General features: G+C 72.6%; 21 protein-coding genes. 13 read left to right on the top strand and 8 right to left on the bottom strand.

Annotated elements, in window-relative coordinates; all coding sequences use genetic code 11:
* Window positions 1-91: 91 nt before the first annotated feature.
* Window positions 92-709, bottom strand: a complete 618-nt coding sequence (locus J5V16_RS04630) for a class I SAM-dependent methyltransferase (RefSeq protein ID WP_208494886.1) — start codon at window positions 707-709, stop codon at window positions 92-94.
* A gap of 80 nt (window positions 710-789) precedes the next feature.
* Window positions 790-1,353 carry a peptide deformylase gene (gene def, locus J5V16_RS04625; protein WP_307792858.1) on the bottom strand — a complete coding sequence of 188 codons (564 nt, stop codon included), beginning with the start codon at window positions 1,351-1,353 and terminating at the stop codon, window positions 790-792.
* A 312-nt stretch (window positions 1,354-1,665) separates the two neighbouring features.
* Between def and J5V16_RS04620 the strand changes: the two genes are divergently transcribed.
* Window positions 1,666-2,601, top strand: a complete 936-nt coding sequence (locus tag J5V16_RS04620) for a DUF4349 domain-containing protein (protein ID WP_208494885.1) — start codon at window positions 1,666-1,668, stop codon at window positions 2,599-2,601.
* A gap of 46 nt (window positions 2,602-2,647) precedes the next feature.
* Here J5V16_RS04620 and J5V16_RS04615 read toward each other — a convergent pair whose 3' ends face one another.
* A complete protein-coding gene (locus J5V16_RS04615) occupies window positions 2,648-5,164 on the bottom strand; it encodes an Hsp70 family protein (protein WP_208494884.1) in 2,517 nt (838 codons plus the stop codon).
* A gap of 98 nt (window positions 5,165-5,262) precedes the next feature.
* Between J5V16_RS04615 and macS the strand changes: the two genes are divergently transcribed.
* From macS to gap, 10 genes are all read left to right on the top strand, one after another.
* Entirely contained in the window at window positions 5,263-6,405 is a 1,143-nt protein-coding gene (gene macS, locus J5V16_RS25380; protein WP_208494883.1) for a MacS family sensor histidine kinase, read from the top strand.
* Window positions 6,380-7,018: a response regulator transcription factor gene (locus J5V16_RS04605; protein ID WP_307792857.1), complete on the top strand. Its 639-nt coding sequence runs from the start codon at window positions 6,380-6,382 to the stop codon at window positions 7,016-7,018. Before macS ends, J5V16_RS04605 begins: the two co-directional genes overlap by 26 nt.
* Window positions 7,019-7,126: 108 nt before the next feature.
* Window positions 7,127-8,980: a 3-oxoacyl-[acyl-carrier-protein] synthase III C-terminal domain-containing protein gene (locus J5V16_RS04600; protein WP_208494881.1), complete on the top strand. Its 1,854-nt coding sequence runs from the start codon at window positions 7,127-7,129 to the stop codon at window positions 8,978-8,980.
* Complete coding sequence (locus tag J5V16_RS04595) at window positions 8,973-9,797, top strand: DUF6999 family protein (protein WP_208494880.1); 825 nt, start codon at window positions 8,973-8,975, stop codon at window positions 9,795-9,797. The genes J5V16_RS04600 and J5V16_RS04595 overlap by 8 nt, the downstream gene beginning before the upstream one ends.
* 131 nt (window positions 9,798-9,928) lie before the next feature.
* Window positions 9,929-10,396, top strand: a complete 468-nt coding sequence (locus J5V16_RS04590; protein ID WP_208494879.1) for a hypothetical protein — start codon at window positions 9,929-9,931, stop codon at window positions 10,394-10,396.
* A gap of 155 nt (window positions 10,397-10,551) precedes the next feature.
* The gene (locus J5V16_RS04585) at window positions 10,552-12,084 is read left to right on the top strand and encodes a 4-hydroxyphenylacetate 3-hydroxylase family protein (RefSeq protein ID WP_208494878.1); all 1,533 of its coding nucleotides are present in this window, start codon (window positions 10,552-10,554) and stop codon (window positions 12,082-12,084) included.
* A gap of 28 nt (window positions 12,085-12,112) precedes the next feature.
* On the top strand, window positions 12,113-12,751 hold the full coding sequence (locus J5V16_RS04580; protein ID WP_208494877.1) for an NAD(P)-dependent oxidoreductase: 639 nt from the start codon (window positions 12,113-12,115) through the stop codon (window positions 12,749-12,751).
* A gap of 19 nt (window positions 12,752-12,770) precedes the next feature.
* On the top strand, window positions 12,771-14,009 hold the full coding sequence (locus tag J5V16_RS04575; RefSeq protein ID WP_208494876.1) for a multidrug effflux MFS transporter: 1,239 nt from the start codon (window positions 12,771-12,773) through the stop codon (window positions 14,007-14,009).
* Between the two features lie 9 nt (window positions 14,010-14,018).
* On the top strand, window positions 14,019-14,789 hold the full coding sequence (locus J5V16_RS04570; RefSeq protein WP_208494875.1) for a class I SAM-dependent methyltransferase: 771 nt from the start codon (window positions 14,019-14,021) through the stop codon (window positions 14,787-14,789).
* Between the two features lie 48 nt (window positions 14,790-14,837).
* Window positions 14,838-15,836: a type I glyceraldehyde-3-phosphate dehydrogenase gene (gene gap, locus J5V16_RS04565; RefSeq protein ID WP_208494874.1), complete on the top strand. Its 999-nt coding sequence runs from the start codon at window positions 14,838-14,840 to the stop codon at window positions 15,834-15,836.
* Window positions 15,837-15,906: 70 nt separating this feature from the next.
* On the opposite strand, the gene J5V16_RS04560 is transcribed toward gap, so the two are convergent.
* Entirely contained in the window at window positions 15,907-16,476 is a 570-nt protein-coding gene (locus J5V16_RS04560) for a CGNR zinc finger domain-containing protein (RefSeq protein WP_208494873.1), read from the bottom strand.
* 210 nt (window positions 16,477-16,686) lie between these two features.
* Here J5V16_RS04560 and J5V16_RS04555 point away from each other — a divergent pair, with 210 nt between their 5' ends.
* Window positions 16,687-17,613, top strand: a complete 927-nt coding sequence (locus J5V16_RS04555; protein WP_208494872.1) for an AraC family transcriptional regulator — start codon at window positions 16,687-16,689, stop codon at window positions 17,611-17,613.
* On the top strand, window positions 17,613-18,521 hold the full coding sequence (locus J5V16_RS04550) for a PNPOx family protein (protein ID WP_208494871.1): 909 nt from the start codon (window positions 17,613-17,615) through the stop codon (window positions 18,519-18,521). Before J5V16_RS04555 ends, J5V16_RS04550 begins: the two co-directional genes overlap by 1 nt.
* Before the next feature lie 48 nt (window positions 18,522-18,569).
* On the opposite strand, the gene J5V16_RS04545 is transcribed toward J5V16_RS04550, so the two are convergent.
* From J5V16_RS04545 to J5V16_RS04530, 4 genes are read right to left on the bottom strand one after another with little or no spacing between them, the layout of a single operon-like run.
* Window positions 18,570-19,388: a class II aldolase/adducin family protein gene (locus J5V16_RS04545; protein ID WP_208494870.1), complete on the bottom strand. Its 819-nt coding sequence runs from the start codon at window positions 19,386-19,388 to the stop codon at window positions 18,570-18,572.
* 9 nt (window positions 19,389-19,397) lie between these two features.
* Window positions 19,398-20,876, bottom strand: a complete 1,479-nt coding sequence (locus J5V16_RS04540) for an FAD/NAD(P)-binding protein (protein ID WP_208494869.1) — start codon at window positions 20,874-20,876, stop codon at window positions 19,398-19,400.
* Window positions 20,873-22,525, bottom strand: coding sequence for an AMP-binding protein (locus J5V16_RS04535; protein ID WP_208494868.1), 1,653 nt, complete (start codon window positions 22,523-22,525; stop codon window positions 20,873-20,875). Before J5V16_RS04535 ends, J5V16_RS04540 begins: the two co-directional genes overlap by 4 nt.
* Complete coding sequence (locus J5V16_RS04530; protein WP_208494867.1) at window positions 22,522-23,016, bottom strand: flavin reductase family protein; 495 nt, start codon at window positions 23,014-23,016, stop codon at window positions 22,522-22,524. Before J5V16_RS04530 ends, J5V16_RS04535 begins: the two co-directional genes overlap by 4 nt.
* Between the last annotated feature and the right edge of the window lie 162 nt (window positions 23,017-23,178).

Here is a 23,178-nt window from a genome sequence, read left to right as displayed (position 1 = left end):
GGATGGGCCGTGCGGCGGCCTGTGGCGAGGATAGAGCGGGGCCGGGCGTTTGCCCAGCCCCAAGCCCTGCATCAACCGTAGCTCGGCCCGTTCAGGGCTTGCGGAGGATGAGTCCCTGGTACTGGTCGACGGCCGACTCGAGCGCGGTGTACTCCGCCTCGACGAGTTCGAAGTGCTCGGATGCGAGGTTTTCGATGGCGGCCGCCGTGAAGAACGAGAAGAACCGCTTCGGCTCGTACCGGTCGGTCTCCCACACCCCTTCGTGGTCCTGGCCGCCGTACTGTCCCCAGTAGAACCACCCGCCGGGGGCGAGGATGCGGCGCACCTCGGAGAGCACGCCGGGCAGGTCGGCCTTCGGCACGTGCAGCAGGCAGTTCATGCCGAACACGGCGTCGAAGGCGCCGTCCGCGAACTCGAGGTCGCCGAAGTCCATCACCGCGGCGTCGAGGCCGTTCGCGCGGCAGTGCGCCACGAGTTCGGGCGAGAGGTCGACGCAGGTGACCTTGAAGCCCTCGTCGGCGAAGTACCGGCCGCTGATGCCGTGGCCCGCTCCGATCTCGAGCAGGCTCGACGCGCCCGACTCGCGGAGGCGGCCGGCGAACCGGCGGCGCTCCGAGGCTTTCCAGGGCGTGTCGTCCATGCCCGCGCGGGCGTCCGCCTCCGCGTCGTAGGAGCGGCGCAGATCCCGTTTGACCTCTTGGTAATCCATGCGGCCGATGATGCCAGAGGGGTCCGGCGCACGGCGGCGCCGGCGCCGGTCCCCGCTGACCGCTGGTTCCGCATCGGGAGCTAGCGGAGGCCGGCCTCGGCGAGGGCGCGGTTGCGGGCCTTCTTCGGGAGGCGGTCGACGTAGACGGTGCCTTCGAGGTGGTCGTACTCGTGCTGGAGGCAGCGGGCGAGCGTGCCGGTGCCCTCGATGCGCACCGGCTCGCCCTCGCCGTCGAAGCCCTCGACGACGGCCGTGGCCGAGCGCGGCGTGTCCTCGAACGCGCCGGGCACCGAGAGGCAGCCCTCGTCGTCGACGATGAGCTCGCGGGGCGCGGGCGGCAGGTGGAGCACCGGGTTGACCACGGCGGCCACGTGGCGCTCGCCCTCGGCGTCCTCGCAGTCGAGCACGAACACGCGGGCGTCCACGCCGATCTGGTTGGCCGCCAAGCCGACGCCGTTGGCCGCGTACATGCTCGCGAACATGTCCTCGATCAGCTCCGCCAGCGCGTCGTCGAAGGCCTCGACGGGCGTGCAGGCGCGGTGCAGCACGGGCTCGCCGTACCGCGTGATCGGGTGCGCCCGGCCGCGTTCGCCGGGCACTGCGCCGGTCGCGTCGGCGGGGGCGTCGTGTTCGTGGTCGGTCACCGGTGTCTCCTTGTCCGCCAATCGGTCTCCCTCTTGGGGTCGTTCCTCGCCCGGGGCGGTGGCATATCACATGTCACACATCCGCCCCGTTATTGCAAGTCTATTGCAGCAGACTCGGGGGTTCGCGGCGCTTCCGGGGAGCCGGTTCCGTGCGGAGGGAACGCTAGGAGGCCGCAGGGCGTCTTAGTGGCACTGATGCCCGACCGTCACCGTTCGAGAGGTTGCCGTAGTCGTATCGTGACGCGGCGGGACGAGCATTGGAGACACCGGCGGCGCTGCCGCTTCACCCCTTGACCCCTTGCGAGGCTTGCCATGCGACTCCTCAGACCCGCCGCCGTGCTCGTCGCGGCCGCGTTGTTCCTCTTCGGCTGCTCGAGCGCGGGCGGAGAATCCGGCGCGCAGACGGCCGACCAGGCCGCACCGGAGGCGGCCGACGCCCTCGAGCCGGAAGCGTCCGGCGGCGTCGCGAATCCGCAGGTCGACACCGGTGACCGGGCCGTGATCTACGAGGCCGTGCTCGAAGTCGAGGACGAGGACGCCGAGGGTGTCGCCGAGCAGGCCTGGGACCTCGCCGAGTCCTTCGGCGGGTTCGTGACCGCCGACGAGCGCGACCGCGCCACCGGCGAGGAGGCGTCGTACAGCAGCGCCCACCTGGTCCTGCGCGTGCCGTCGGAGCACTTCGACGCCGCGATGGACGGCCTGTCAGGGCTGGCCGAGGAGGAGCGCTACCGGTCGGTGACCACTGAGGACGTCACTGAGGCGACAGTGGACCTCGCGGCGCACATCGCGACGAAGACCGCGAGCGTCGAGCGGGTGCGCGCGCTGCTGGCCGAGGCGACCTCGGTGAGCGCCATCCTCGATTTGGAGTCTGAGCTCGCCGAGCGCGAGGGCGAGCTGGCGTCCCTGGAGTCGCAACTGGCCGACCTGCAGGACCGGGTCGCCTTGTCCACCATCGATTTCACGGTGGTCACCCCGTCGGTGCAGGACGAGCGCGAGGAGGGCTACGCCGGTCCGGCGAACTTCTGGGACGGCTTGGTCGTGGGTGCCAAGGGCGCGTGGGGCGTCCTCGTGGCGGTCTCGGTCGTGATCGGCGTGCTGCTGCCGTTCCTGCCGGTCGCGGCGCTCGTGGCCGCTGCCGTGATCGTGCCGATCCGGTTGGCGCGCAGGCGCCGACAGGCGCGGCCGCCCCGTCCGGCGCCGCCGCTGCCCGCCGCTCCGCCGCTGCCGGTCACGCCGCCGAAGCAGTGAGACGCGAGGCGAGGGGTCCCCGTGCCGGACCCCTCGTCTCGTCCCGTCAGAGGCTCCAGACCTCGATCTGGCCCATGCCGGTGCCGGTGGCGACGACCTGGTGGCCGTCGATCTCCAGCACCTCGGCGGCGGTCAGCGCCTCCTCGCCGGAGTGCTCGGCGAAGCTCTCGCCGATCTGAGCGCCGGTTTCGATGTCGAACAGGCTCAAGCCCTGGTCGCCGGAGGCGAGCACCGCGGCCTTGCCGTCGATCTCGACCACGCGCAGAGCGCTCACGGTCTGGTAGAGCTCCTGCGCGGCGACGCCGTAAGGCTCCGCGGCGGCGAGGTCCCAGGCCTGCACGGCGCCTTCGCCGGTGACGGTGACCGCGAGGCTCTTCCCGGCGGCCTGGCCTGCGGCGAGCGCCATGATCTCGTAGGCGAGCTGGTCGAAGGTGCCGCCGACGGGCTCGCCGCTGGCGAGGTCGGTGACGACCACGCGGTTCTCGTAGTGGCTGACGGCGCGCAAGTCGCCGTCGACCTCGCAGAACGCGAGCCCGTAGCCGTACGAGGTCGAGATGTCGGTGATCACGTTGCCGGTGAACAGCTGCTTGACCTCGTAGTCGGTCGCGTAGGCGGGGGTGCCGTCCCACAGCCCGTACCAGTAGATGGTGTCGTACTGGGACTCGCGGTCGGCCACGGCGGTCTTGGGGTCGTCGAGGTACCAGGTGTCGTCCGTGGTGCCGTCGCTGGAGAAGACGGCGACGCGGCCGTCGGCGTCGGGGACGACCCCGAGGCTCTGGATCGCGCCGTCGTGGCCGCGGTACTCGTCGATCAGCTCGCCGCTCGCGGGGTCCCAGATGCGCACGATGGCGTCCTCGCCGCCGGTGAGGACGACCGGCTTCCCTTCGAGCTGGGCGACTTCGAGCTGGGTGATGGCCCCGACGTGCTGGGTGGACATCCGGGCGACGAGGTCGCCTTGCGCGGCTTCGGCGAGCGCCACGAGGCCGTCGTCGTCGCCGGTGGAGGCCGAGCCGTCAGTGTCGTCCCCGGTGGCCTCGGCACCGTCCTGAGTGGTCTCGCCAGTGGTGTTCTGGGCGTTCTCGAGCGCGGAGTCCTGGCCATCGCGGCGGTCGCCGAGGACCGCGGGGACCGCGATGGCGGCGAAGGCGAGCACGGCCGCGACCGCGACGGCGGAGAGGACGATGACGCCCTGCTTGGACTTGATCCAAGGGCCGCCCTTCTCGGCCGGCGGGACCGGGCCGGCCGGGTAGCCGGGCTGGACCGGGACGGGACCGGTCATGTGGCTCGGCGGGACCGGCGAGCCCGGGTGGGGCTGGGTGACCGGCGGGGGCGGCGCGGCCACCGCCTGCGGGGTCGGCTGCGGGGGCGGCGCCGAAGGGTGCGGCAGGCGCATCGTCTGCCCGGTCGGGGCGGGTGCGGGGACCGCCATCGGAGTGGCGGTCTGCGGCGGCAGGGCCGGGCTCGGGACCGAGATCGGGGTGCTCACCGTGTGCTGGGCGACGAGGCCGCCTTCGGAGACGGCGAGCTCGGGCTGCTCGATTGCGGAGGGGACGATGCCGAGCTCGCGGTGGAGTAGGGTCGCGACGAGCGGCATCCGGCTCGCGGCGCCGACGAGGAACAACGCCGCGACCTGCTCTTTGGCGAGGCCCGATTCGCGGATGACGCCCTGGGTGACGCGCAGGGTGCGCTCGACCAGCGGTGTGCACACCTCCTCCAGCTCGTCGCGGGTGAGATGGACGTCGATGTCCAGGAGCGGGATCGTCAGCTCGGTCGAGGCCGAACGGGACAGCCGTTCCTTCGCTTGGCGCACTTCGTCCATGAACGCGGTCCGGTGGCGCAGGTCGGCGGGCCCGGTGGGGCTCGTGAGCCGCCGCCAGCGCTCGTCGTCGGGCTGCACGGACTTGGCGAGGTGCTCGGCGAGGGCCTGGTCGAAGTCGAGGCCGCCCAGGTCGTCGGCGCCGTCGACGGCGAGCACGTCGAAGCCGGTGGTGGCGCGGCGCAGGACCGTGGCATCGAAGGTGCCGCCGCCGAGGTCGTAGACGACGACGCCGGAGCCGGGCGGCACGTGGGCGCCGAGGGTCTCGACGAAGTAGCTGGCGGCGGCCACGGGCTCGGCGACGAGGTCCACAGTGCCGAGCCCGGCGGCGGTGGCGGCGTCGGCGACCACATGGCGGCGGGTCGGCCCCCACGCGGCGGGCACCGTCACGGTGACGGGGCCGAGGGCGCCGAGGGTCTGCTCGCATTCGCGCGCGACGCGCGAGAGGACCGCGGCGATGACGCTGGTGACGGGGATTTCGGTGTCGCCGAGGAGGATCTGGGCGTCGTCGATGCGCCGCTTCGGGTTCGGCTCGTACCGGTCGGGCTTGCGGCGGCCGGAGTGGACGGCGTCGGCGCCGACGACCGGCCCGCCCTCGTCGTTCATGAACACCGCGGAGGGCAGCTGCGGGGAGCCGTCGAACAGCTGCTGGTGGACGCGTCCGTCGGCGCGGCGGATCGTGGCGACGGTGTGCGAGGTGCCGAAGTCGACGCTGATCGAGGCGGGTCGGGGGCTGGAGAAGGACATGCCGCAACTGTAGTGACCTGGGTCCAGCGGATGGGATGTAGGGAACCGCGGTTCCGCTTGGACCCGTGTGCTTCCGGGGCGCCTGGGAGAATGCGCGGGTGGGTATTCAGGTGCAGCTGCGGCGGGCGAACACGGTGTTCCGGTACGTCGCGCTCGGCTACCCGATACTGCTGGGCGCGTTCGCGTTCGACTCGCTCCTGCGCCCGGTCTGGGGGGCGCTGCTGGTCGTGGCGCTCCTGGTCTGGACGTGGGCGGCGACCGAGTGGTACCGGCGGCGCGGGTACGAGCCGAAGGCGCTGTACGCGGACTTGGCGGTGACCGTGGCGGCCGTCGGGGCGTCCTCGTGGGCGCTGGCGCAGGCCGGGGGCGGGGTGCCGGTGTCGGTGGGGCCGTGGATGGCCGGGGCGGTGCTGGCGTGGGCCGCGGCCTGGGGCCGGCGGTCGGGGGCGATCGCGGGCGCGGTGGTGGCGGTCGCGGGGATGGCCTTCCGCGGCGGCGTCCACTCCAGCACCGTGAACGAGGCGGTCCTCTTGGTGCTCACCGGGTTCGCGGCCGGGCACCTGGTGCGGCTCGGGGTCGTGGCCGAGCAGCGGATGCGCGAGGCCGCCGAGCGGAACGCGGCCGCGCGCGAGCGTGAGCGGCTGGCCCGGGACATCCACGACTCGGTGCTCCAGGTGCTGGCGCTGGTGCAGCGGCGCGGCAGCGAGATCGGCGGCGAGGCCGCCGAACTGGGGCGGCTCGCCGGGCGCCAGGAGGAGGCGCTGCGGGCGCTCATCCGGTCCGCGTCGTACCGGCGGCCGCTGGACGGGCAGCGGGACCTGCGCGAGCTCCTCGGGCGCCATGAAGGACCGGACGTGACGGTGGCGGCCCCGGCGACGCCGGTGCTGCTGCCGGCCGAGACCGCGCGGCAGTTCGCGGCGGCGGTGGCGAGCGCGGTCGACAATGTGCGGGAGCACTGCCCTGCGGCGACGCGAGTGTGGCTGCTGCTGGAGGACGACGGGGAGGCGGTCACGGTGAGCGTCCGCGACGACGGGCCGGGGTTCGCGCCCGAGCGGCTGGCGGCGGCGGCCGCGGAAGGCCGTCTGGGTGTGACGCAGTCGATCCGGGGCCGGATCAGGGAGCTGGGCGGGAGCGCCGAGTTCTTCTCGGCACCCGGGGAGGGCACGGAGGTGGAGATGCGCGTGCCGCGTGTCGAGATTGAGGCGGGAGGTGCCGGTGGCGACGCTCGTCGTGGTCGATGACCATCCGATATGGAGGGAGGCGATCGGCCGGGACCTGACCGGGGCCGGGCACGAGGTGCTCGCGGTGTTCGGGGAGGGCCGGGCGGCCCTGGAAGGGATCCGGTCGCTGCGACCGGACGTGGCGATCCTGGACCTGCAGCTGCCGGGACTCTCGGGGGTGGGGGTGCTCCAAGGCCTGGGCGAGGACTGCCCCACCGCGGTCCTGGTGCTGTCGGCGAGCGGAGAGTCGTCGGATGTGCTGGAGGCCATCAAGGCCGGTGCGCGCGGGTACCTGGTGAAGTCGGCGTCGCCCGCGGAGCTCGCCGACGCGGTGGAGCGGGTGGCGGCAGGGGACGCGGTGTTCACGCCGGGCCTGGCAGGACTGGTCCTGGGCGAGTACCGGCGACTGGCGAACGCGCCCGAGCCCGAGGAGCGGCCGCAGTTGTCGGACCGGGAGACCGAGGTCCTGCGGCTGGTCGCGAAGGGTCTGGGGTACAAGGAGATCGCCGCGAGGCTCACGCTGTCGCCGCGGACCGTGCAGAACCATGTGCAGCACATCCTCTCGAAGCTCCAGCTGCACAACCGGTCGCAGCTGGTGCGGTACGCGATCGAGCAGGGCATCGACGGCGACTGAGCGAGTTGCGGCGGCCGGGCGGCCCGGCGGCGCTGAGTACTTTCGGCCCCTCATGTTGAGTAGAAGCGCCGATGCGCGATGTCCCTGCGGCGCTGTCAAATGGAGGGCATGAACGCCTACATCACCGCCGCGGGCGCGTACCTCCCCGGTCCCCCGGTCGGCAACGACGAGATCGCGGCGCGCCTCGGCGGCGTCGACGCGCGCGGCGACCGGCTGCGACGCCGCATCCTCGCCGCCAACGGGATCGCCAAGCGCCACTACGCCCTCGACGCGCAGGGGCGCACGACCGAGCTGAACGAGGAGCTGGCCGCGAACGCGCTCCACGCCGCCTTGGACGAGCGCGGCCTGGGCGCCGCCGACCTCGACATGCTCGCGACCGCGACCACCCAGGGCGACCTCCTCGTCCCCGGGTTCGCGTCGATGGTCCACGGCCGCTTGGGAGGCGGCCCGATGCAGGTGCTCTCGGCCGCCGGGGTGTGCTCCTCGAGCCTCGCCGCCCTCGATGCGGCCGTGGCGAAAGTGCGCCTGGGCGACCGCCGGCGCGCGGCCGTCGTCGGCAGCGAGCTCTCCAGCCGGTGGCTGCGCAGCTCACGGTTCAACGGCGGCGGCGACGGCGACGCGCACTTCCTGCGCTGGATGCTCTCCGACGGCGCCGGGGCCGTACTCGTGGAGGGGCGGCCGCGCCCCGACCGGCCCTCACTGCGCGTCGACTGGGTCCGCACCGTCTCGCTCGCCCACGCCCACCCGGTGTGCATGCGCGCGGGCATGGGCGAAGGCGCCGCTCCCGTCGCGGGCCGCACCTGGCAGGACATGGGCAGCGCCGCCGCGGCCGAACAGGCCGGGATGATGCTGCTGCGCCAGGACACCAGCGCCCTCGGCGCCCTCGCCGAGGCCGGGCTGCGCGAGTTCCAGGCGCTCGCCCGCGAGGGCCTCATCGACCTCGGCAAGCTCGACCACGTGCTGTGCCACTACTCGACGAACGCGTTCCGCGACATCGTCTTCGACCAGCTCGCCGCCGCGGGCGCCCAGATCGACACGGGCCGGTGGTTCTCCAACCTCGAGACGCGCGGGAACACCGGCGCGGCCTCGATCTTCATCGCCCTCGAGGAGTGCTGGCGGACCGGCCGGTTCGAGCCGGGCCAGACCGTGCTCCTGGCCGTGCCCGAATCGGGCCGGTTCTCATTCGGCTTCGCACATCTGACCTGTGTGGATGGTTCCGCAGAGGAGGATCCGACGGTCGTGCCGGTCGCCGCACCCGTTGCGGCGCAGGAGGTCGCGCCGGTCGTCGCCCGCGTCGAGCCGCGGTCGGGAAGCATCCGCGACCGGCTCGACGCCGTCTGGCAGGAGTTCGAGCAGCGACTCGACCAGGTGCCCGTCATGCGCCGCCTCAGCGAGGGGACCGCCACGCTCGAGGACTACCGGCGGCTCCTGTTCAACCTGCGCCAGCAGGTCGCCGACGGGGCCCGCTGGATCTCCCGCGCCGCCTCCAACTTCTCCGTCGACCTGTTCGACCTGCGCAGCGCCGCCATCGGCCACGCCGCCGAAGAGCACCGCGACTTCATGATGATCGAACGCGACTACGCCGCCTGCGGCGGCTCCATCGAGGACATCCGCGCCGGCGAGAAGAACATCGGCTCGGAAGCGCTGTCCGCGTACATGTTCCACACCGCGAGCCAACCCGAACCCATCGGGCTCCTCGGCGCGATGTTCATCATCGAAGGCCTCGGCACCGGCAAGGCCTCCGGCTGGGCCGCCCGTTTCAAGGCGACCCTCGGCCTGCGCGACGACCAGGTCAGCTTCCTCGCCTACCACGGCGAAGCCGACGACGACCACTTCGCGAAGCTCCAGGCGATCCTGGGCTCGCCCCGCATCGACGCCGCTGCCGCCGACGCCATCGTCAAGACCGCCAAGACCGTCGCCCGCCTCTACGCCCTGCAACTGGAAGAACTCGACCATGTCTGAGCAGGCGCCCAGCGGGCCGCTCGCCGACCCTCCCATGTGGGACGCGATGGTCCGCGACCCCGCGATGCCCCTCGAACCCGAGGTCGCCCGCATGGTCACCGACGACCAGCGGCAGTGGACCCGCACCTGGATCTACCCGGTCCTGCGGCCCGTCTCGCGGGTGCTCGCGCTCGTCATCGTCGCCCTCAAACGCCTGACGCCGGTGCGCTGGACCGCGCACCGGCTCATGGACCGGCTCTGCCTGTGGTTCCTGCGCCGGTTCGTCTCCCCGCTCGCCGTCGAACTCCTCATCCGCCACTTCGTGATCGAGACGAACCTCCTCAACTTCATCGTCCGCAACACCGCCACCGCGATCGACCCCGTCGCCCTCCGGCCCGTGAACCTCGCCGGGCTCGGCGACCGGGCCGTCATCGAACACGACATCAACGTCTACCAGGTCCTCGCCGCCCTCGACACGACCCGCGTCGGCCCGCTCGACTTCTCGGACCTCGACATGCCGCCGCTCGACCCCGAGGCGCACCGGTTCCGGCTGCTGCGCCTCGACATCCAGACCGCCCTGTGCCTCATGAACCTCCCGTTCGCCGCCTGCCTCACCCCCGACGAGTACCGGCGGGCCGTGCACTCCATGCGGTTCGACGACTCGATCCTCGCCATCCTCGCCGACCTCACCGGCGACCCGGTGTTCCTGCGCTGGCAGAACGGCGACCTCTCGATCCGCGCCGACTCCAACGCCGACGTGCCGCACGCGGTCTACCGCCACGCCGTCGTCTGCGAGTACGCCCACGCCCACCTGGTCAGGCTCGCCGCGAATAGATGAGCCTCGATGCCGATCTGTCCGGTTGCCGACAGATCCGTCCCTTTGGCGTCAATAACCCGTCAAGAACGTTGACGGCGGCGTGCTGCGGTGGTGCGCTTGAGACACCAGCGGATCTCTCCCGGAGGTGGAAGATGGAGCGCACGCCCTCGACCCCGTACTCCCGCATCGGCGGCCTGGCCGCCCTCGGCGGCTCGGCCCTCATGGTCGGCTCGATGTTCATGCCGTGGGTCGACACCGGAGGCGGCTCGCTCGACTACTGGCACCTCTCCGGCGTCGCCGGCGTCCAGCCGGACACCCGGACGCACCTGATGGCCCTCGGCCTCATGCTGCTGCTCGTCGTGTGGTGCGCCCTGTACTTCACGCTGCACACCCACGAGACCCGCACCGTGTGGGCCTTCGGCGGCCTCGCGGGCGCGATGATCCTGTACGGCAGCGACCTGCGCATCAGCGAAGACCTCCCGGCGGGCTCGCTCGCCTCGGGCGAGGTCGTCGCCGCGATCGGGCTGCTCCTGCTCGCGGCCGGATCGGTCATGGCGCTCGCCGCCAACATCCCCGAGCCGGCCCCGGTCCCCCACCGGACCGGGAAGGCCTCGCTCTAAGGAGTTCCCGAACCCCCGCCCGCCTGCGCGGGTATGGCCGATTCGCCGTGCGCGAATCGGCCATTCGCGTGCCCCCGCCGCACATACGCTTCCCGGACGCACCCCTCCCGCGCGATCGCGCCGGGCCCGAGCGAAGGGAAACGACCTTGGTAGACATGGCGCAGGCGGAACGGACGCAGGCGGCGGCGCAGGAAGCGCCGAACGAACTGCTCACCGGCGACGCCTACCTGGAAAGCCTCCGCGACGGCCGCGAGGTGTACCTCTACGGCGAGCGCGTCGCGGACGTCGTGGACCACCCGGCGTTCAAACAGGCCGCAAGGTCCACCGCGCACCTCTACGACGCCCTGCACGACCCGAAGACCGCCGACACGATGACCACCGTCGACCCGCACACGGGCAACCGCGTGCACCGGTTCTTCACGCCCGCGCGATCGGCCGAGGACCTGATGAAGGCCCGCGAGGCCATCGACCTGTGGGCCCGGATGAGCTACGGGTTCATGAACCGCACCCCCGACTACAAGGCCTCGTTCATGGCCGGGCTCGCGGTCACGCACGACTTCTACGAGCCGTTCGGCGACAGCGCCCGCGGCTGGTACGAGCGGTACGCGAAGCAGGGCCTGTCCATCAGCCACGCCATCGTGAACCCGCCGGTGGACCGCAACAAGGCCGCCCACGACGTGCGCGACGTGTACGTCCGCGTGGTCGAGGAGCGCGACGGCGGCATCGTGGTGGACGGCGCGAAGCTCATGGCCACCGCCTCGGCGCTCACGCACGCGGCGTTCGTCGGCCAGATCCACCTCGCGAACCTCGAGAAGGGCAAGGCCGAGGACCTGGCGCTGGCGTTCATCGCACCGATGAACACCCCCGGCATGAAGGTCGTGTGCCGCCCCTCCTACGAGATGAAGGCCAACAGCCCCTACGACAACCCCCTGTCGAGCCGCTTCGACGAGAACGACTCGGTGCTCATCTTCGACAAGGCGTTCATCCCCTGGGAGAACGTCCTCATCTACCGCGACACCGAGAAGGTCCACGAGTACTTCCCGCGCTCGGGGCTGCTCTCGCGCGGGTTCTTCCAGGGCGCCATCCGCATGGCCGTGAAACTCGAGTTCATGGCCGGGATCCTCGACAAGGGCACGCGGCTGAACGGCACCCACTCCTTCCGCGGCGTCCAGGCCGGGCTCGGCGAGCTCCTCGCCTGGCGGCACGTCACCGAGGCCGTCACCACCGCCATGGCCGCCGACCCCGAGCCCGGCCCGGAAGGGACCGTGCTGCCGAAGATGGCGTACGCCGCCGGATACCGGGCCCTCGCGCCGCTGTCGTGGGAACGCACGCACCGGTTCTTCGAGGAGCACCTGGCCGCGGCGCTCATCATGACCCCGGCGAGCGGCGCGGACATGCTCAACGGCGAACTGCGGCCCCTCCTCGACCGCTTCTACCGCGGCTCGGCCGGGTCCAGCGAGGAGCGGGTGCGCCTGTTCAAGCTCGCGTGGGACGCCCTCGGCACCGAGTTCGGCGGCCGCCACGAGCTGTACGAGCTGAACTACGCGGGCGGGCCCGACCAGGTGCGGCTCGACACCCTCGCGTGGTCGCGCGCCGCCGGGCTCCTCGACGACTACGGCGACCTGGTCGACCGCTGCATGGCCGACTACGACCTGAACGGCTGGACCCGCGGCCGCTGGTCCGAGTGAACCCAACCAGAGAAGAAGGAACCGTCCAATGAAGATCCTCCTGTTCGGCGCGAACGGCCACATCGGCTCGGCCATCCGGGACGAGCTGCTCGCCCGCGGCCACGAGATCACCGCCGCGAGCCGCACCGGAACCGGCCCCGACCGCCACGGCCTGTCCTGGGAGGCCTGCGACGTGCTCGACGCCGAGGCCGTTGCGGCCCTTGCCAAAGGCCACGACGCGGTCGCCAGCGCGGTAGGCCCGAAGGTCGGCGTGGAGAACGACGAGAAGACGATCCTCGGGGCGGCCCGCAGCCTCATCGAGGCCCTGCCCGCGGCCGGGGTCCGCCGCCTCGTGGTGCTCGGCGGGGCCGGGAGCCTGGAGGTCGCGCCCGGCGTGACGCTCGTGTCGACGCCGCAGTTCCCGGCGCAGTGGAAGGCGAACGCGCTCGCGCAGTCGGCCGCGCTCGACCTGTACCGCACGGTCGGCGGTCTCGACTGGACGTTCGTGTCGCCCGCGGCGCTGATCGAACCGGGCCCGCGCACCGGCGAGTTCCGGGTCGGCGGCGACCAGCTCCTCAAGGACCAGGAGGGGAAGAGTCGCGTCTCGATCGCCGACTACGCCGTAGCGTTCGCCGACGCGATCGAGGACGCCCGGACCTTCCAGCGCCGCATCTGCGTCGCCTACTGAGGGAATTGGAGACTTGCCCATGCAACGCCTGGACGGCCCGCCTTCGCGGGCCGCGTACGCCTGGCTCGTGGTCGTGCTGGGAGCGCTCACCGCGCTCGGCCCGCTGTCCAACGACGCCTACCTGCCGAGCTGGCCGCAGCTCTCGGCCGACCTCGGCGCCTCGGCGTCGGCGGTCCAGCTCAGTCTCACCGCGTGCCTGGTCGGCCTCGGCTTCGGCCAGGTCATCGCCGGTCCGATCTCCGACGCCTTGGGCCGCAAGGTCCCGCTGCTCGCAGGGCTCGCGCTCTATGTGGTGACCTCGGTGCTGTGCGCCGTCGCACCCGACGTGTGGACGCTCGTGGGCCTGCGGCTCCTGCAGGGGATCGGCGGCGCGACGGGCATCGTGATCGCCGCCGCGATCGGGCGCGACAAGTACAACGGCGCGGACGCGGCCCGGCTGTTCGCGGCGCTGATGCTCGTCACGGGGATCGCGCCGGTCCTCGCCCCCGTCGGCGGCGCCCAGCTGCTGCGGTTCATGGAGTGGCCCGGGATCTTCATCGCGCTGGCCGCGTGCGGGGCGCTGATGCTGCTCGCGGTCGGCTTCGGGTTCCGCGAGTCGCTGCCGGCCGAGCGCCGCCAGACCGGCGGGCTCGCGGCCACGCCGCGGGTGTTCGCTGGTCTGCTCGGCGACCGGCGGTTCCTCGGGTACACGCTCGCGGCCGGGTTCGCCTTCGGCGCGATGTTCGCCTACATCGCCGGTTCGCCGTTCGTGCTCCAGGAGCTGCACGGCATGTCGCCGCAGATGTTCAGTGCCGTGTTCGCCGTCAACGCGCTCGGCCTCGTGATCGCCGCGCAGGTGAGCGGCCGCATCGTGCACAAGACCGGTCCGCTGCGGCTCTTGCGGATCGGCACCGCGAGCTCCGCTGTGGGCGGGGTGGTCGTGCTGGCCGGAGTGCTCGCCGACGCCGGGCTGCCGGTGCTGCTGGCGGGGATCTTCGTCGTCGTCTCGGCCGTCGGCCTGGTGATGCCGAACTCGATGGCGCTGGCGCTGGCCGACAACGGCGACAACGCGGGGGCGGCCGCTTCGCTCATCGGGCTCGCCACGCATCTCTTCGGCGGGCTCGCCGCGCCCTTCGCCGGTGTCGCGGGCGCCGCGAACGCCCTGCCGATGGCCGCGTCGATCGCGGCCCTCGCCGTCGCCGGGTTCGCGTCGCTCGCGGTCCTGTCCCGGACCGGGCCCGCCGTCGCGGCCGACGCGCCCGTCGCGGCGAGCCGGTAGGGGGTCGCGATGATGGCGTTCGAATTCCCCGGGCAGTACTACGAGGTCATCCGCGGGACACTGCGCGACGTGCACGCTGAGACGGCGTACCTCGCGGACTGGCTGGCCAAGAGCGGCAAGGCGACCGGTGGACGGGTGCTCGACCTGGGCTGCGGCACGGGCACCACGCTGCGGGCGCTCGCCGCGCGCGGCCACGGCGGCGTCGGCGTCGACGCCAGCGCCGCGTTCATCGCCTGGGCGACCGAGGCCGGCGGGGACGGCCTCGAGTACGTGCGGGCCGACCTGGCCGACTTGGACGTCGCCGAGTTCGCGACCGAGGAGCCCTTCGACCTGGTCGTCTGTCTCTTCGCGACGCTCAACATGGTGCCGCCCGAAGCGCTGGTGCCGCTGCTGCGGCAGGTCCGCGGGCGGCTCGCGCCCGGCGGGCACCTGGTGCTCGACGCGGCGCACCTGCTCGGCTTCGTCGACACGTACCAGCCGTCGATGATCGCGCACCACCAGCGCGACGGCGTGCTGCTCACGCGGATGGTCCACACGAGCGTGAACGGCCACACCGCGTGCTGGCGCAACGAGGAGACGATCCTGGCTCGGGACCCCGACGGCGCGGTCTCGATGCACGAGAACGGCTTCGACCAGTGGGTGCTGACGGCCCCGCAGATCCGCGGGGCGCTGGCCGCCGCCGGGTTCCGGGTCGTCGCCGAGCACGGCGGCTTCCGCGACGCGCCGCCGCCGCCGTTCGGCAAGGGCCCGCTGGTCCAAGTCGCCGCGCTCGACGGCTGAGCCGCTTCGTCGCGACCCGGTCCGAGAGCTTGACATGAAGGAGACCCCATGCCCGTGAAAGTGGCGATCAACGGCTTCGGCCGGATCGGCCGTAACTACCTCCGCGCCGTGCTCGAACGCGGCGAGGACGTCGACGTGGTCGCGTTCAACGACCTCGGTGACGTGGCGACCTGCGCGCACCTGCTCGCCTACGACTCGGTGCTGGGCAAGCTCGGCGAACCGGTCGAGCGCACCGGGGACGGCATCCGCGTCGGCCGCCACCGGCTGCGCGCGTTCTCCGAGCGCGACCCCTCCCGGCTCCCTTGGGGCGAGCTGGGCGTCGACGTGGTCGTCGAGAGCACCGGTGCGTTCACCGATGCGCGGAAGGCCAAGGCGCACTTGGACGCCGGGGCCCGCAAGGTGATCATCACCGCGCCCGCGAAGCACCAGGACGTCACGCTCGTCATGGGCGTGAACGACGGCGTGTACGACCCTGACAACCACCACCTGGTGTCGAACGGGTCGTGCACGACGAACTGCCTGGCGCCGATGGCGAAGGTGCTGCACGAGGCGGTCGGGATCGAGACCGGCCTGATGACGACGGTCCACGCGTACACGCAGGACCAGAACCTCCAGGACGGGCCGCACTCGGATCTGCGGCGGGCGCGTGCGGCCGGGATGAACATCGTCCCGACCTCGACCGGCGCGGCGAAGGCGATCGGCCTGGTGCTGCCCGAGCTCGACGGCCGGCTAGACGGGTTCGCGATGCGCGTCCCGGTCGTCACCGGCTCGGCCGCGGACCTGACCGCGACGGTCCTGCGCGACACGACCGTCGAAGAGGTCAACGCCGCGCTCAAGGCCGCCGCCGAGGGGCCGCTCAAGGGGTATGCGACGTACACCGAGGACCCGCTCGTGTCCTCGGACATCGTGACCGACCCGTCCTCGTGCATCTTCGACGCCGGACTGACGAAGGTCGTGGGCCGCCAGGTGAAGATCGTGGCCTGGTACGACAACGAGTGGGGCTTCTCGAACCGCCTCGTCGACGTCACCGGCCTCATCGGACGCTAGCCCGCCTCCCGATAAAGGCTCCGGCCCGGTCCCCGCGAAGGGGGCCGGGCCGGAGTCCTTTTCCGTGCCTTCAGGCGTTGCGGTTGCGGTAGTGGCGGTTGACGCGGGCGCGGTTGCCGCAGTCGGGCGAGCACCACTTGCGGCGCGGGTCGGTCTTGGCGAACAGGCGGATGCAGTCCGGTGCGGCGCAGGCCGACAGGAGGTGCCGCTGCTCGGAGCAGAGCATTTCGATGGCGGCGCCGGCGATCTCGGCGAGGGCGGCGGCGACCGGGGCGGCGGCGCTGACGCGGGCGAGGACCGGGTCGTCGTCCCAGTCGAGTCGGGGCCAGCCGGGCGCGGCGGCCGCGTGCCGGTTGAGCCGTTCGCGGTCCGCTTCGGCGGGGACCTCCCCCGCCGCCTGCGACTCGATAATGGACCGGATGCTGTCGCGCAGGTGCCGGGCCTCGCTCGCGTCGGCTTCGCCGACCCCTGTCAGGGCGTGCGCGGGCAGCGCCGTGCGCAGCGCGGGCGCGGTCTCGGCGAGCCAGGCCGCCAGGCCCGCAGGGGTCTCGATGGCGTCCTGGAGGCGGCCGCGGCGGAGCCGGACGGTGTTCGCGAGGGCGATCGGCAGGTCGCCGGTCAGAAGTACCACTGCATTCACTTCTTAATGGTATCGTATTATCGAACCCATTAGAAACTGATGGGACTATCGCTTCGGTAACACCATGGCGACGCCTCCGCGCCGCCACAGCACTGGGTCCGAGTCCGGCCTGCGCGGCGCTGACAGCGGCGTCCGCGTTCCAGGCGGCCGTTGGGGAGACGCCGCCGCTCGCGCCGGTCGGCTCGGCCGGCAACGCGAGGGAGTCTTCTCGTGCACTTCGAATCAGTCGTCGTAGACGCGCCCCCGCTCGAGTGGGAGCGACTGCTGGGAGGTCGGGTCACGGTCGCCCATGCCGACCCCGCCGACCAGCGCTTCCGACCGCTCGGGCCCGGCGGCGTCAACGCCACGGCCCTGAGCACCGGCCCCGCCACCGTCCGCCACACTCCCGTGCCCGGCACCGGCATCGTCGACTTCTGGTACGTCGCCGAGGGATCGGTGCTGGCCGTCCAGGACGGGCGCAGCATCGCGGCCCAGGCCGGGGATCTCGTCTCCACCGACCGGAACCAGGCGCTCAAGCTGCGGTTCACCCGGCCTTCCACCAAGGCGCTCCACGTCCCGCTCACCGTCCGCCGGCTCGGCCTCACCCCGGTCGAGGCGCGCGCGGTCGCCGGGCGCCGGTGGACCCGCGACAAGGGCCCGGCGACCTTACTGCTCTCGGTGCTCGGCGGCCTCGCCGCCTCGATCGACGAATGCGACGACGCCGCGTTCCAGCCGTTCGCCCACCACCTGACCGATCTCATCGCCTGCGCCGCGGCCGAAGCGGCCCGCTCGCACGGCGGCGACCGCGAAGTCCGCACCGCGATGCTCAAGCGCATCCAGGGCTACGCGAAGCTGCACCTCGACGACCCGTCGCTCGACCTCGCCTCGCTCGCGCGCCAGCACGGCGTGTCCGTGCGGTACGTGCAGAAGCTGTTCCAGGAGCACGGGCTCAGTCCCACCAAGTGGATCCGGCGCGAACGCCTGTCCCGCTGCCTGGCCGACCTCCAGGACCCGCACAAGTCAGGCGTCAGCGTCGCGATGATCGGCCGCTGCTGGGGGTTCCTGACCCCCTCGTACTTCACCCGGGCCTTCCGGCAGGAGTACGGCCTCACCCCCCGCCAGATCCGGGCCGCGACCCAACCCGAAGGAGCACGATGATGCGATCGATCGAACACCCCGGCGAGCAGGCCGTGCAGGAACGCGCGGGCGAAGGCGGGCCCGGATGGGGTTCGCCGATGTTCGGCGCCTCGCTCTCGGGCGGCTTCGCCGAGTTCCTGCAGCGCCAGTGCATGCTGTTCCTGTCCTCAGAGGATGAGGACGGACGCATGTGGACGACCACCGTCGCCGGGCGGCCCGGCTTCGCGCACGCCGCCGACCACCGGACCCTGCTCGTGGACGCCCTGCCCGCCGAGGGCGACGCGCTCGGCACCGCGCTCCGCGACGGCGCCGACGTCGGCATCCTCGCGCTGGAACCGCAGACGCGCAGGCGCATCCGCGTCAACGGCACCGTGACTCGGCGCGACGGCGGCCTGGCGGTCCGCACCGAGCAGGTGCTCGGCAACTGCCCCAAGTACCTCCAGGTGCGGGAGGTGACGGCCTATGACGAGACCCCGCCGAGCGCCGCCGTCGCCCGGGAAGGACTCGATGCGCTCCAACGCAAGTGGATCGAATCGGCCGACACGTTCTTCATCGGCTCCCGCTCCCCCGAGCACGGCGCCGACGCCTCGCACCGCGGCGGCGAACCCGGTTTCGTCACCGTCGAGGACGACGTGATCCGCTGGCCCGACTACCTCGGCAACTCGTTCTACATGACCCTCGGCAACATCGAGGTCAACCCCGCCGCGGGACTCCTGTTCGTGGACTGGGAGACCGGCGCGACACTCCAGCTCACCGGCGAATGCCGCGTCGACTGGGACCCCGCCGCCGCGGCGGCGCTCCCCGGCGCGCTCCGCGTCGTCGAGTTCACCGTCCGCAGTGTCGTCCAAGTCGACGGCGCGAGCCCGCTGCGGTGGCGGCTGCTCGACCGCTCCCGGCACAACCCGCCCGCCGCCTGCATGGTGCCGTAGCGCCGCAGGGGGCCCGGCCGTGCGGCCGGGCCCCCTGCGCCACGCGCCTTATTCCTCGAGGAAGTCCGGCTGGTCGGCCACGATCTGGTCCCACAGGAGCTGGAACGAGAACCAGCCCAGGTGGGGATCGCCGAACCCGTCGCGCGCGAGCTTCGCCTGCTCCGGGCTCATCGGCTTCACCTCGCCCGCCGCGCTCGCGACGAGCTGCACCCGCGCGGCCTGCTCGTACGTGAAGAACCAGTGCGCCGCCTCGTCGATGGAGCCGCCCACGGTGATGAGCCCGTGGTGGGCCATGAGGAGCGCCCGCTTGTCCCCCAGGTGCCGCGCGATGCGCCGCCCCATCTCGAAGTCGACCGCCGGTCCGTCGTACTCGCCGTAGAGGACCTGGTCCTCCCAGAACGCCGCCGACTCCTGGTCGATCGGCTCCAGCAGCCGCCCGAGCGCCCCCAGCGCCCGCGCGTACACCGTGTGCCCGTGCGCGGCCGCCTCGGCGTCCGGCCGCTGGTCGTGGATGTGGTAGTGGATGACGAACGCGCTCGGGTTCACCAGGCCCTCCCCGGCCACCACCCGCCCGGCCGCGTCGACGCAGATCAGGTCGGCCACCCGCAGCCGCTCGAAGGCCTTCCCGAACGGGTTGACCCAGAACCGGTCCGGGTACTCGGGGTCGCGCACCGACAGGTGCCCCGACACCCCCTCCGAGTAGCCGAACTCGCCGAACAGGCGCAACGCGGCCGCGAGCCGCTGCTTGCGGTGGCGGCGCTCGTCCTCGACCCGCTCGAACACCGGCCGCTGCGGCAACGGCAGACCGGTGTCGGTGTCGGCCAGGTACGAGGGCTTGACGGTGTCGTTCACAGCAGTGTCGTTCACAGTGGTCTCCTAACGGTTCGCCGGGGTGGCGAGGGGTCGGCGCTGGAGCGACAGGCTCGCAGCGATGTCCCGGGCGCGGTCCACCAGGGACGGGATGCCGAAGGTGAAGAAGAGCGTCCCGGCGGCCAGGTCGCCCAGGACGTAGAGGCGGTCGTCCGGCCCGCCGCGGCCGACCGCCCGGCTCGTCGCCGGGTCGATCCGCAGGCCGCCGTGCGGGTGCGGGCGGGCCGCTCCCGAGCGGACCAGCGAGTCCACCAGGGGCGCGGCGGCCGGCGGGACGCGGTGGCGCGGCGCACTCGCCGCGTTCACCACGGTCGCGACCTGGAGCTTCCGGCCGCCCGCCTTCACTGTGAACCCGCCGCGCCGGGGCCGCACGTCGGCGAGCCCGCCGACCACCTCCAGCCGTCCGGAGTCCATGAGGGACAGCAGGGTGGCGGCGCTCGCGGGCGGCATCGGGCAGCACAGGCTCATCAGCGCCCGGTAGTGCTCCTGCAGCACCAACTCCCGGTCGCGCGCGTCGAGGCGCGGCCACACGTCCGGGCCGGTCTCCGGCACCGCCTGCTGCAGGATCCGCAGGCCGAGGTCCGGGTCGTCGACCATGCCGAGGTGCCGCTCCAGCCTGGCCCGCGGCTCCTCCCGGCCGAGCGAGGACAGCTCGCGGGCCACGCCCGCGACGTCGAACCCGCCCGCCCCGATCTCCGCGGCCATGAGCGCCGTCAGATCCTCCAGGCGCAGCGGGCCCCGCCGCGCCAGCTCCCGGATGCGGTCGACCTTGAAGTGCCGCAAGCGGCTCGGCGTGTACCGCTGGCGCACCCCCGGCAGCACGCCGCTGCGCGAGACCAGCGCGATCCGCCCCTCCGAGCGGGTCGCGGCCAGCGCCAGGACCGTGTCCACCGCCGTCAGGCCGGACCCGATGACGGCCGTGTCGCCCTCCACCGGTTCGAGCGCGGTCAGCGCCGGGTACGGGTCGGGCACGTATCCGGTGGCGCCGTCGAGTCCGTACAGGTCGGCGGGGCGGCCGACGCCGACGCAGAGGACGAACGCGTCGAACGGCTGGAGGCGGCCGTCGTCGGTGCGGACGACCACCTGCTCGCTGGTGCGCAGCACCCCGGTGGCGGCGCAGCGGCGCAGCGCCACCGTGCCGCCCGCCCCTTCGATGGCCGCGATCGCCTCGGCGGCGGCGGCTTCGAGGTAGGCGCCGTACCGCTCGCGCGGGACGAAGCGGTCGCCGGACCACGGGTCGGGTTCGGCCGCACCGCCGTTCGCGTCGAGCCAGCGTTCGAAGTGGCCGTGGTCGCCGTCCCTGACCGACATCTCGGGCGGCGGCGCGTTGACGCGGACCGCGGGCAGGTCGCAGCGGTACGGGCGGCCGCGCCACGGGGCGGGCGCCGGGTCGAAGACGGTGACGTCGACGCGGTCGGCGCTGCGGGCCAGGGCGTCGAGAAGGCAGACGGCCGAGGCGCCCGCTCCGGCGATGGCGAGCCTCATCGCCGCCCGCCCGAGGTCGTGAACTCGCCGGCCTCGAACCGCCGGCTGAGGAGGGTGCGGCGGAGTTTGCCGATGCCGGTCTTGGGGACGTCGGCGCGGGTCACGGGGACGACGTGGCGGGCTTCGAGGCCGTGGACGGCGCGGACGGCTTCGCGGATCTCCTTGTCCAGCAAGGCGGTGTCGGCGCCGGCGCGGGGGTGGTAGAAGACGGCGAGGCCGCTGTCGCCGTCGGCCGGGTCGACGGCGCACGCGACGGTGTAGGAGGGCTCGACCCCGTCGAGTTCCTCCACGGTCGACTCGATCTCGTGGCCGTGGCGGGCCTCGCCCGCTACCACGACGGTGTCGCCGTCGCGGCCGGTGACCGTGAGGCGTCCGTCCTCGATGTACGCGAGGTCGCCGGTGCGGAACCAGCCGTCGGCGGTGAAGGTGCGGCGGTTGACCTCGGGATTGTTGTAGTAGCCGCCGAAGACCGGGGCGCCGGAGGCCTGGAGGAGGCCCTGCTCGCCCTCGGGGAGCACCTCGTCGAACTCGTCGACGACGCGCAGGCCCACGCCCGGGTGCGGGCGGCCGACGGAGATGAAGCGCCCGGCCCCCGCGGCGCCGGGTTCGAAGCGGCAGTCCACGATGCCCGAGGAGGTCTCGGACATGCCCCAGCCGGGGCAGATCGCGTCCGCGGGCAGCGCGAACGGGTGCAGCAGGCGCAGGAAGCGCTGCAGCACCGCCGGTTTGATGGCCTCGCCGCCGTTCATGATGTACGTGAGGGCGCTGAGGTCCCAATCGCGTCCGGACATGCGGGAGGCGTTGTCGTTGACGAGCCCGAACGCGAAGTTCGGCGCCCACGTGGCGGTCGAGCCGCGGCGGCTCATCTGGTCGATCCAGCGCAGCGGGTCGTCGAGGATCCACTGGATGCGGGCGTGGGCCTGCTCGCACTGAAGGTAGGTGTCGCGCAGGTGGAACATGACGAGGCCGCCGACGTGGTCGAGCGGCATCCAGTTGAAGGACCGCATGGTCCGGTCGAGTCCGGCGGCGCGGACCGTGGCCTCGGTGCGGGCGAGGAGGTTGCGGTGGGTGAGCATGACGGCCTTGGGGGTGCCGGTGCTGCCCGAGGTGAGGAGCAGGAGCGCGAGGTCGTCGAGGCCGCCGGGCGTGAAGTCGGTGCGGGAGTCGGCGGTGCGGAGGTCGCCGATCGAGCCGAGGCGTTCGGCGCGGGCGGAGGCGGGTCCGGGCTGCGGGCCGTCGTCGACTGTCCAGACGCGGTCGCCGGGCTGCCACAGCTCGTCGAGCGCGGCCGGGTGCGGCGCGCCGGAGCCGGTGCCGAGCGGCAGGGGGGTCAGGCCGCCGAGCATGCAGGCCCAGAAGAGGGCGAGCAGGTCGGGTTCGTCGGCGACCTTCGCGATGACCTTGTCGCCGCGGCGGGCGCCGCGTTCGCGCAGGCCGCCGAGGATGCGGGCGGCGTCGTGCGCGAGGGCGCCGTAGCTCTGGCGCTCCTCGGTGTCGGCGTCGCGGACGTAGGTGATGCCGCCGGAGCTGCCGCGCGCGGCGCGGAGCAGGACGTCGGCGAGGGTCGCGGCGTCGGGTGCGGTCGGTTCGGGGCCCCAGAGCCGGGAGGGGGTGTGCGTGCGGGGCCGGGTCCGGCTGGCGTTGGTCATGGCTTGGCCACCTCCAGGCTGCGGAACTCGCCTTCGACGAAGATGAGCGGGCCGTCGTTGTCGCCGAGCCCGGTCGCGAGGACCTCTCCGACGATCATGGTGTGGTCGCCGACGCTGATGCGGCGGTCGAGCCGGCATTCGATCCATCCGGGGCCGTCGAGGAGGAGGGCGCCGCTGGCGCGGCCGGGGCGGCCCATACTGGTGACGGCCCGGGCGCGGGCGTCCTGGTCCTGCGCGAAGGTGCGGGCGATCTCCTCGTGCTGTCCGGAGAGGATCGAGACCGCGAAGTGGCGGCTGGCGAGGATCGCGGCGAGGAAGCGCGATTCGTGGCGCAGGCTCAGGGCCACGAGAGGCGGGTCGAGGGAGAGCGAGGTGAAGGAGTTGACGGTGACGGCGTCGTGGCGGCGGCCGGTCGGCTCGTCGGTGTAGGTGGCGGCGACGCAGACGCCGGTGACGAATTGGCGCATGACGCGGCGGTGGTCTGGTGGCATGGCGATGGTCCGTCCTTGACGAGGTGGAGAGCGGGACTGCGGCCAGAGGGCTGCCTCAGAGGGGTCGCGCTCGCAGGGGGAAGGAATCGATTGTTGTCGTTGTGTACGAGGCGTAACCAGACTCTATGCAGGCGGAGCCGAACGGTTACGCACGGACACGCA

Origin of the sequence: Glycomyces niveus (genome assembly GCF_017592475.1) — a bacterium.
In the GTDB taxonomy this organism is placed as follows: domain Bacteria; phylum Actinomycetota; class Actinomycetes; order Mycobacteriales; family Micromonosporaceae; genus Glycomyces; species Glycomyces niveus.
This window is presented reverse-complemented; position numbering and strand designations above follow the sequence as displayed.

Excerpts from the sequence above, each read along its gene's own strand:
- J5V16_RS04590 (WP_208494879.1), top strand. The coding sequence starts at position 9,929 with ATGGAGCGCACGCCCTCGACCCCGTACTCCCGCATCGGCGGCCTGGCC.
- J5V16_RS04585 (WP_208494878.1), top strand. The coding sequence starts at position 10,552 with ATGGCGCAGGCGGAACGGACGCAGGCGGCGGCGCAGGAAGCGCCGAAC.
- J5V16_RS04535 (WP_208494868.1), bottom strand. The coding sequence starts at position 22,525 with ATGACCAACGCCAGCCGGACCCGGCCCCGCACGCACACCCCCTCCCGG.
- J5V16_RS04570 (WP_208494875.1), top strand. The coding sequence starts at position 14,019 with ATGATGGCGTTCGAATTCCCCGGGCAGTACTACGAGGTCATCCGCGGG.
- J5V16_RS04630 (WP_208494886.1), bottom strand. The coding sequence starts at position 709 with ATGGATTACCAAGAGGTCAAACGGGATCTGCGCCGCTCCTACGACGCG.
- J5V16_RS04575 (WP_208494876.1), top strand. The coding sequence starts at position 12,771 with ATGCAACGCCTGGACGGCCCGCCTTCGCGGGCCGCGTACGCCTGGCTC.
- J5V16_RS04600 (WP_208494881.1), top strand. The coding sequence starts at position 7,127 with ATGAACGCCTACATCACCGCCGCGGGCGCGTACCTCCCCGGTCCCCCG.
- J5V16_RS04540 (WP_208494869.1), bottom strand. The coding sequence starts at position 20,876 with ATGAGGCTCGCCATCGCCGGAGCGGGCGCCTCGGCCGTCTGCCTTCTC.
- J5V16_RS04595 (WP_208494880.1), top strand. The coding sequence starts at position 8,973 with ATGTCTGAGCAGGCGCCCAGCGGGCCGCTCGCCGACCCTCCCATGTGG.
- J5V16_RS04530 (WP_208494867.1), bottom strand. The coding sequence starts at position 23,016 with ATGCCACCAGACCACCGCCGCGTCATGCGCCAATTCGTCACCGGCGTC.
- J5V16_RS04615 (WP_208494884.1), bottom strand. The coding sequence starts at position 5,164 with ATGTCCTTCTCCAGCCCCCGACCCGCCTCGATCAGCGTCGACTTCGGC.
- gap (WP_208494874.1), top strand. The coding sequence starts at position 14,838 with ATGCCCGTGAAAGTGGCGATCAACGGCTTCGGCCGGATCGGCCGTAAC.
- J5V16_RS04550 (WP_208494871.1), top strand. The coding sequence starts at position 17,613 with ATGCGATCGATCGAACACCCCGGCGAGCAGGCCGTGCAGGAACGCGCG.
- J5V16_RS04620 (WP_208494885.1), top strand. The coding sequence starts at position 1,666 with ATGCGACTCCTCAGACCCGCCGCCGTGCTCGTCGCGGCCGCGTTGTTC.
- J5V16_RS04580 (WP_208494877.1), top strand. The coding sequence starts at position 12,113 with ATGAAGATCCTCCTGTTCGGCGCGAACGGCCACATCGGCTCGGCCATC.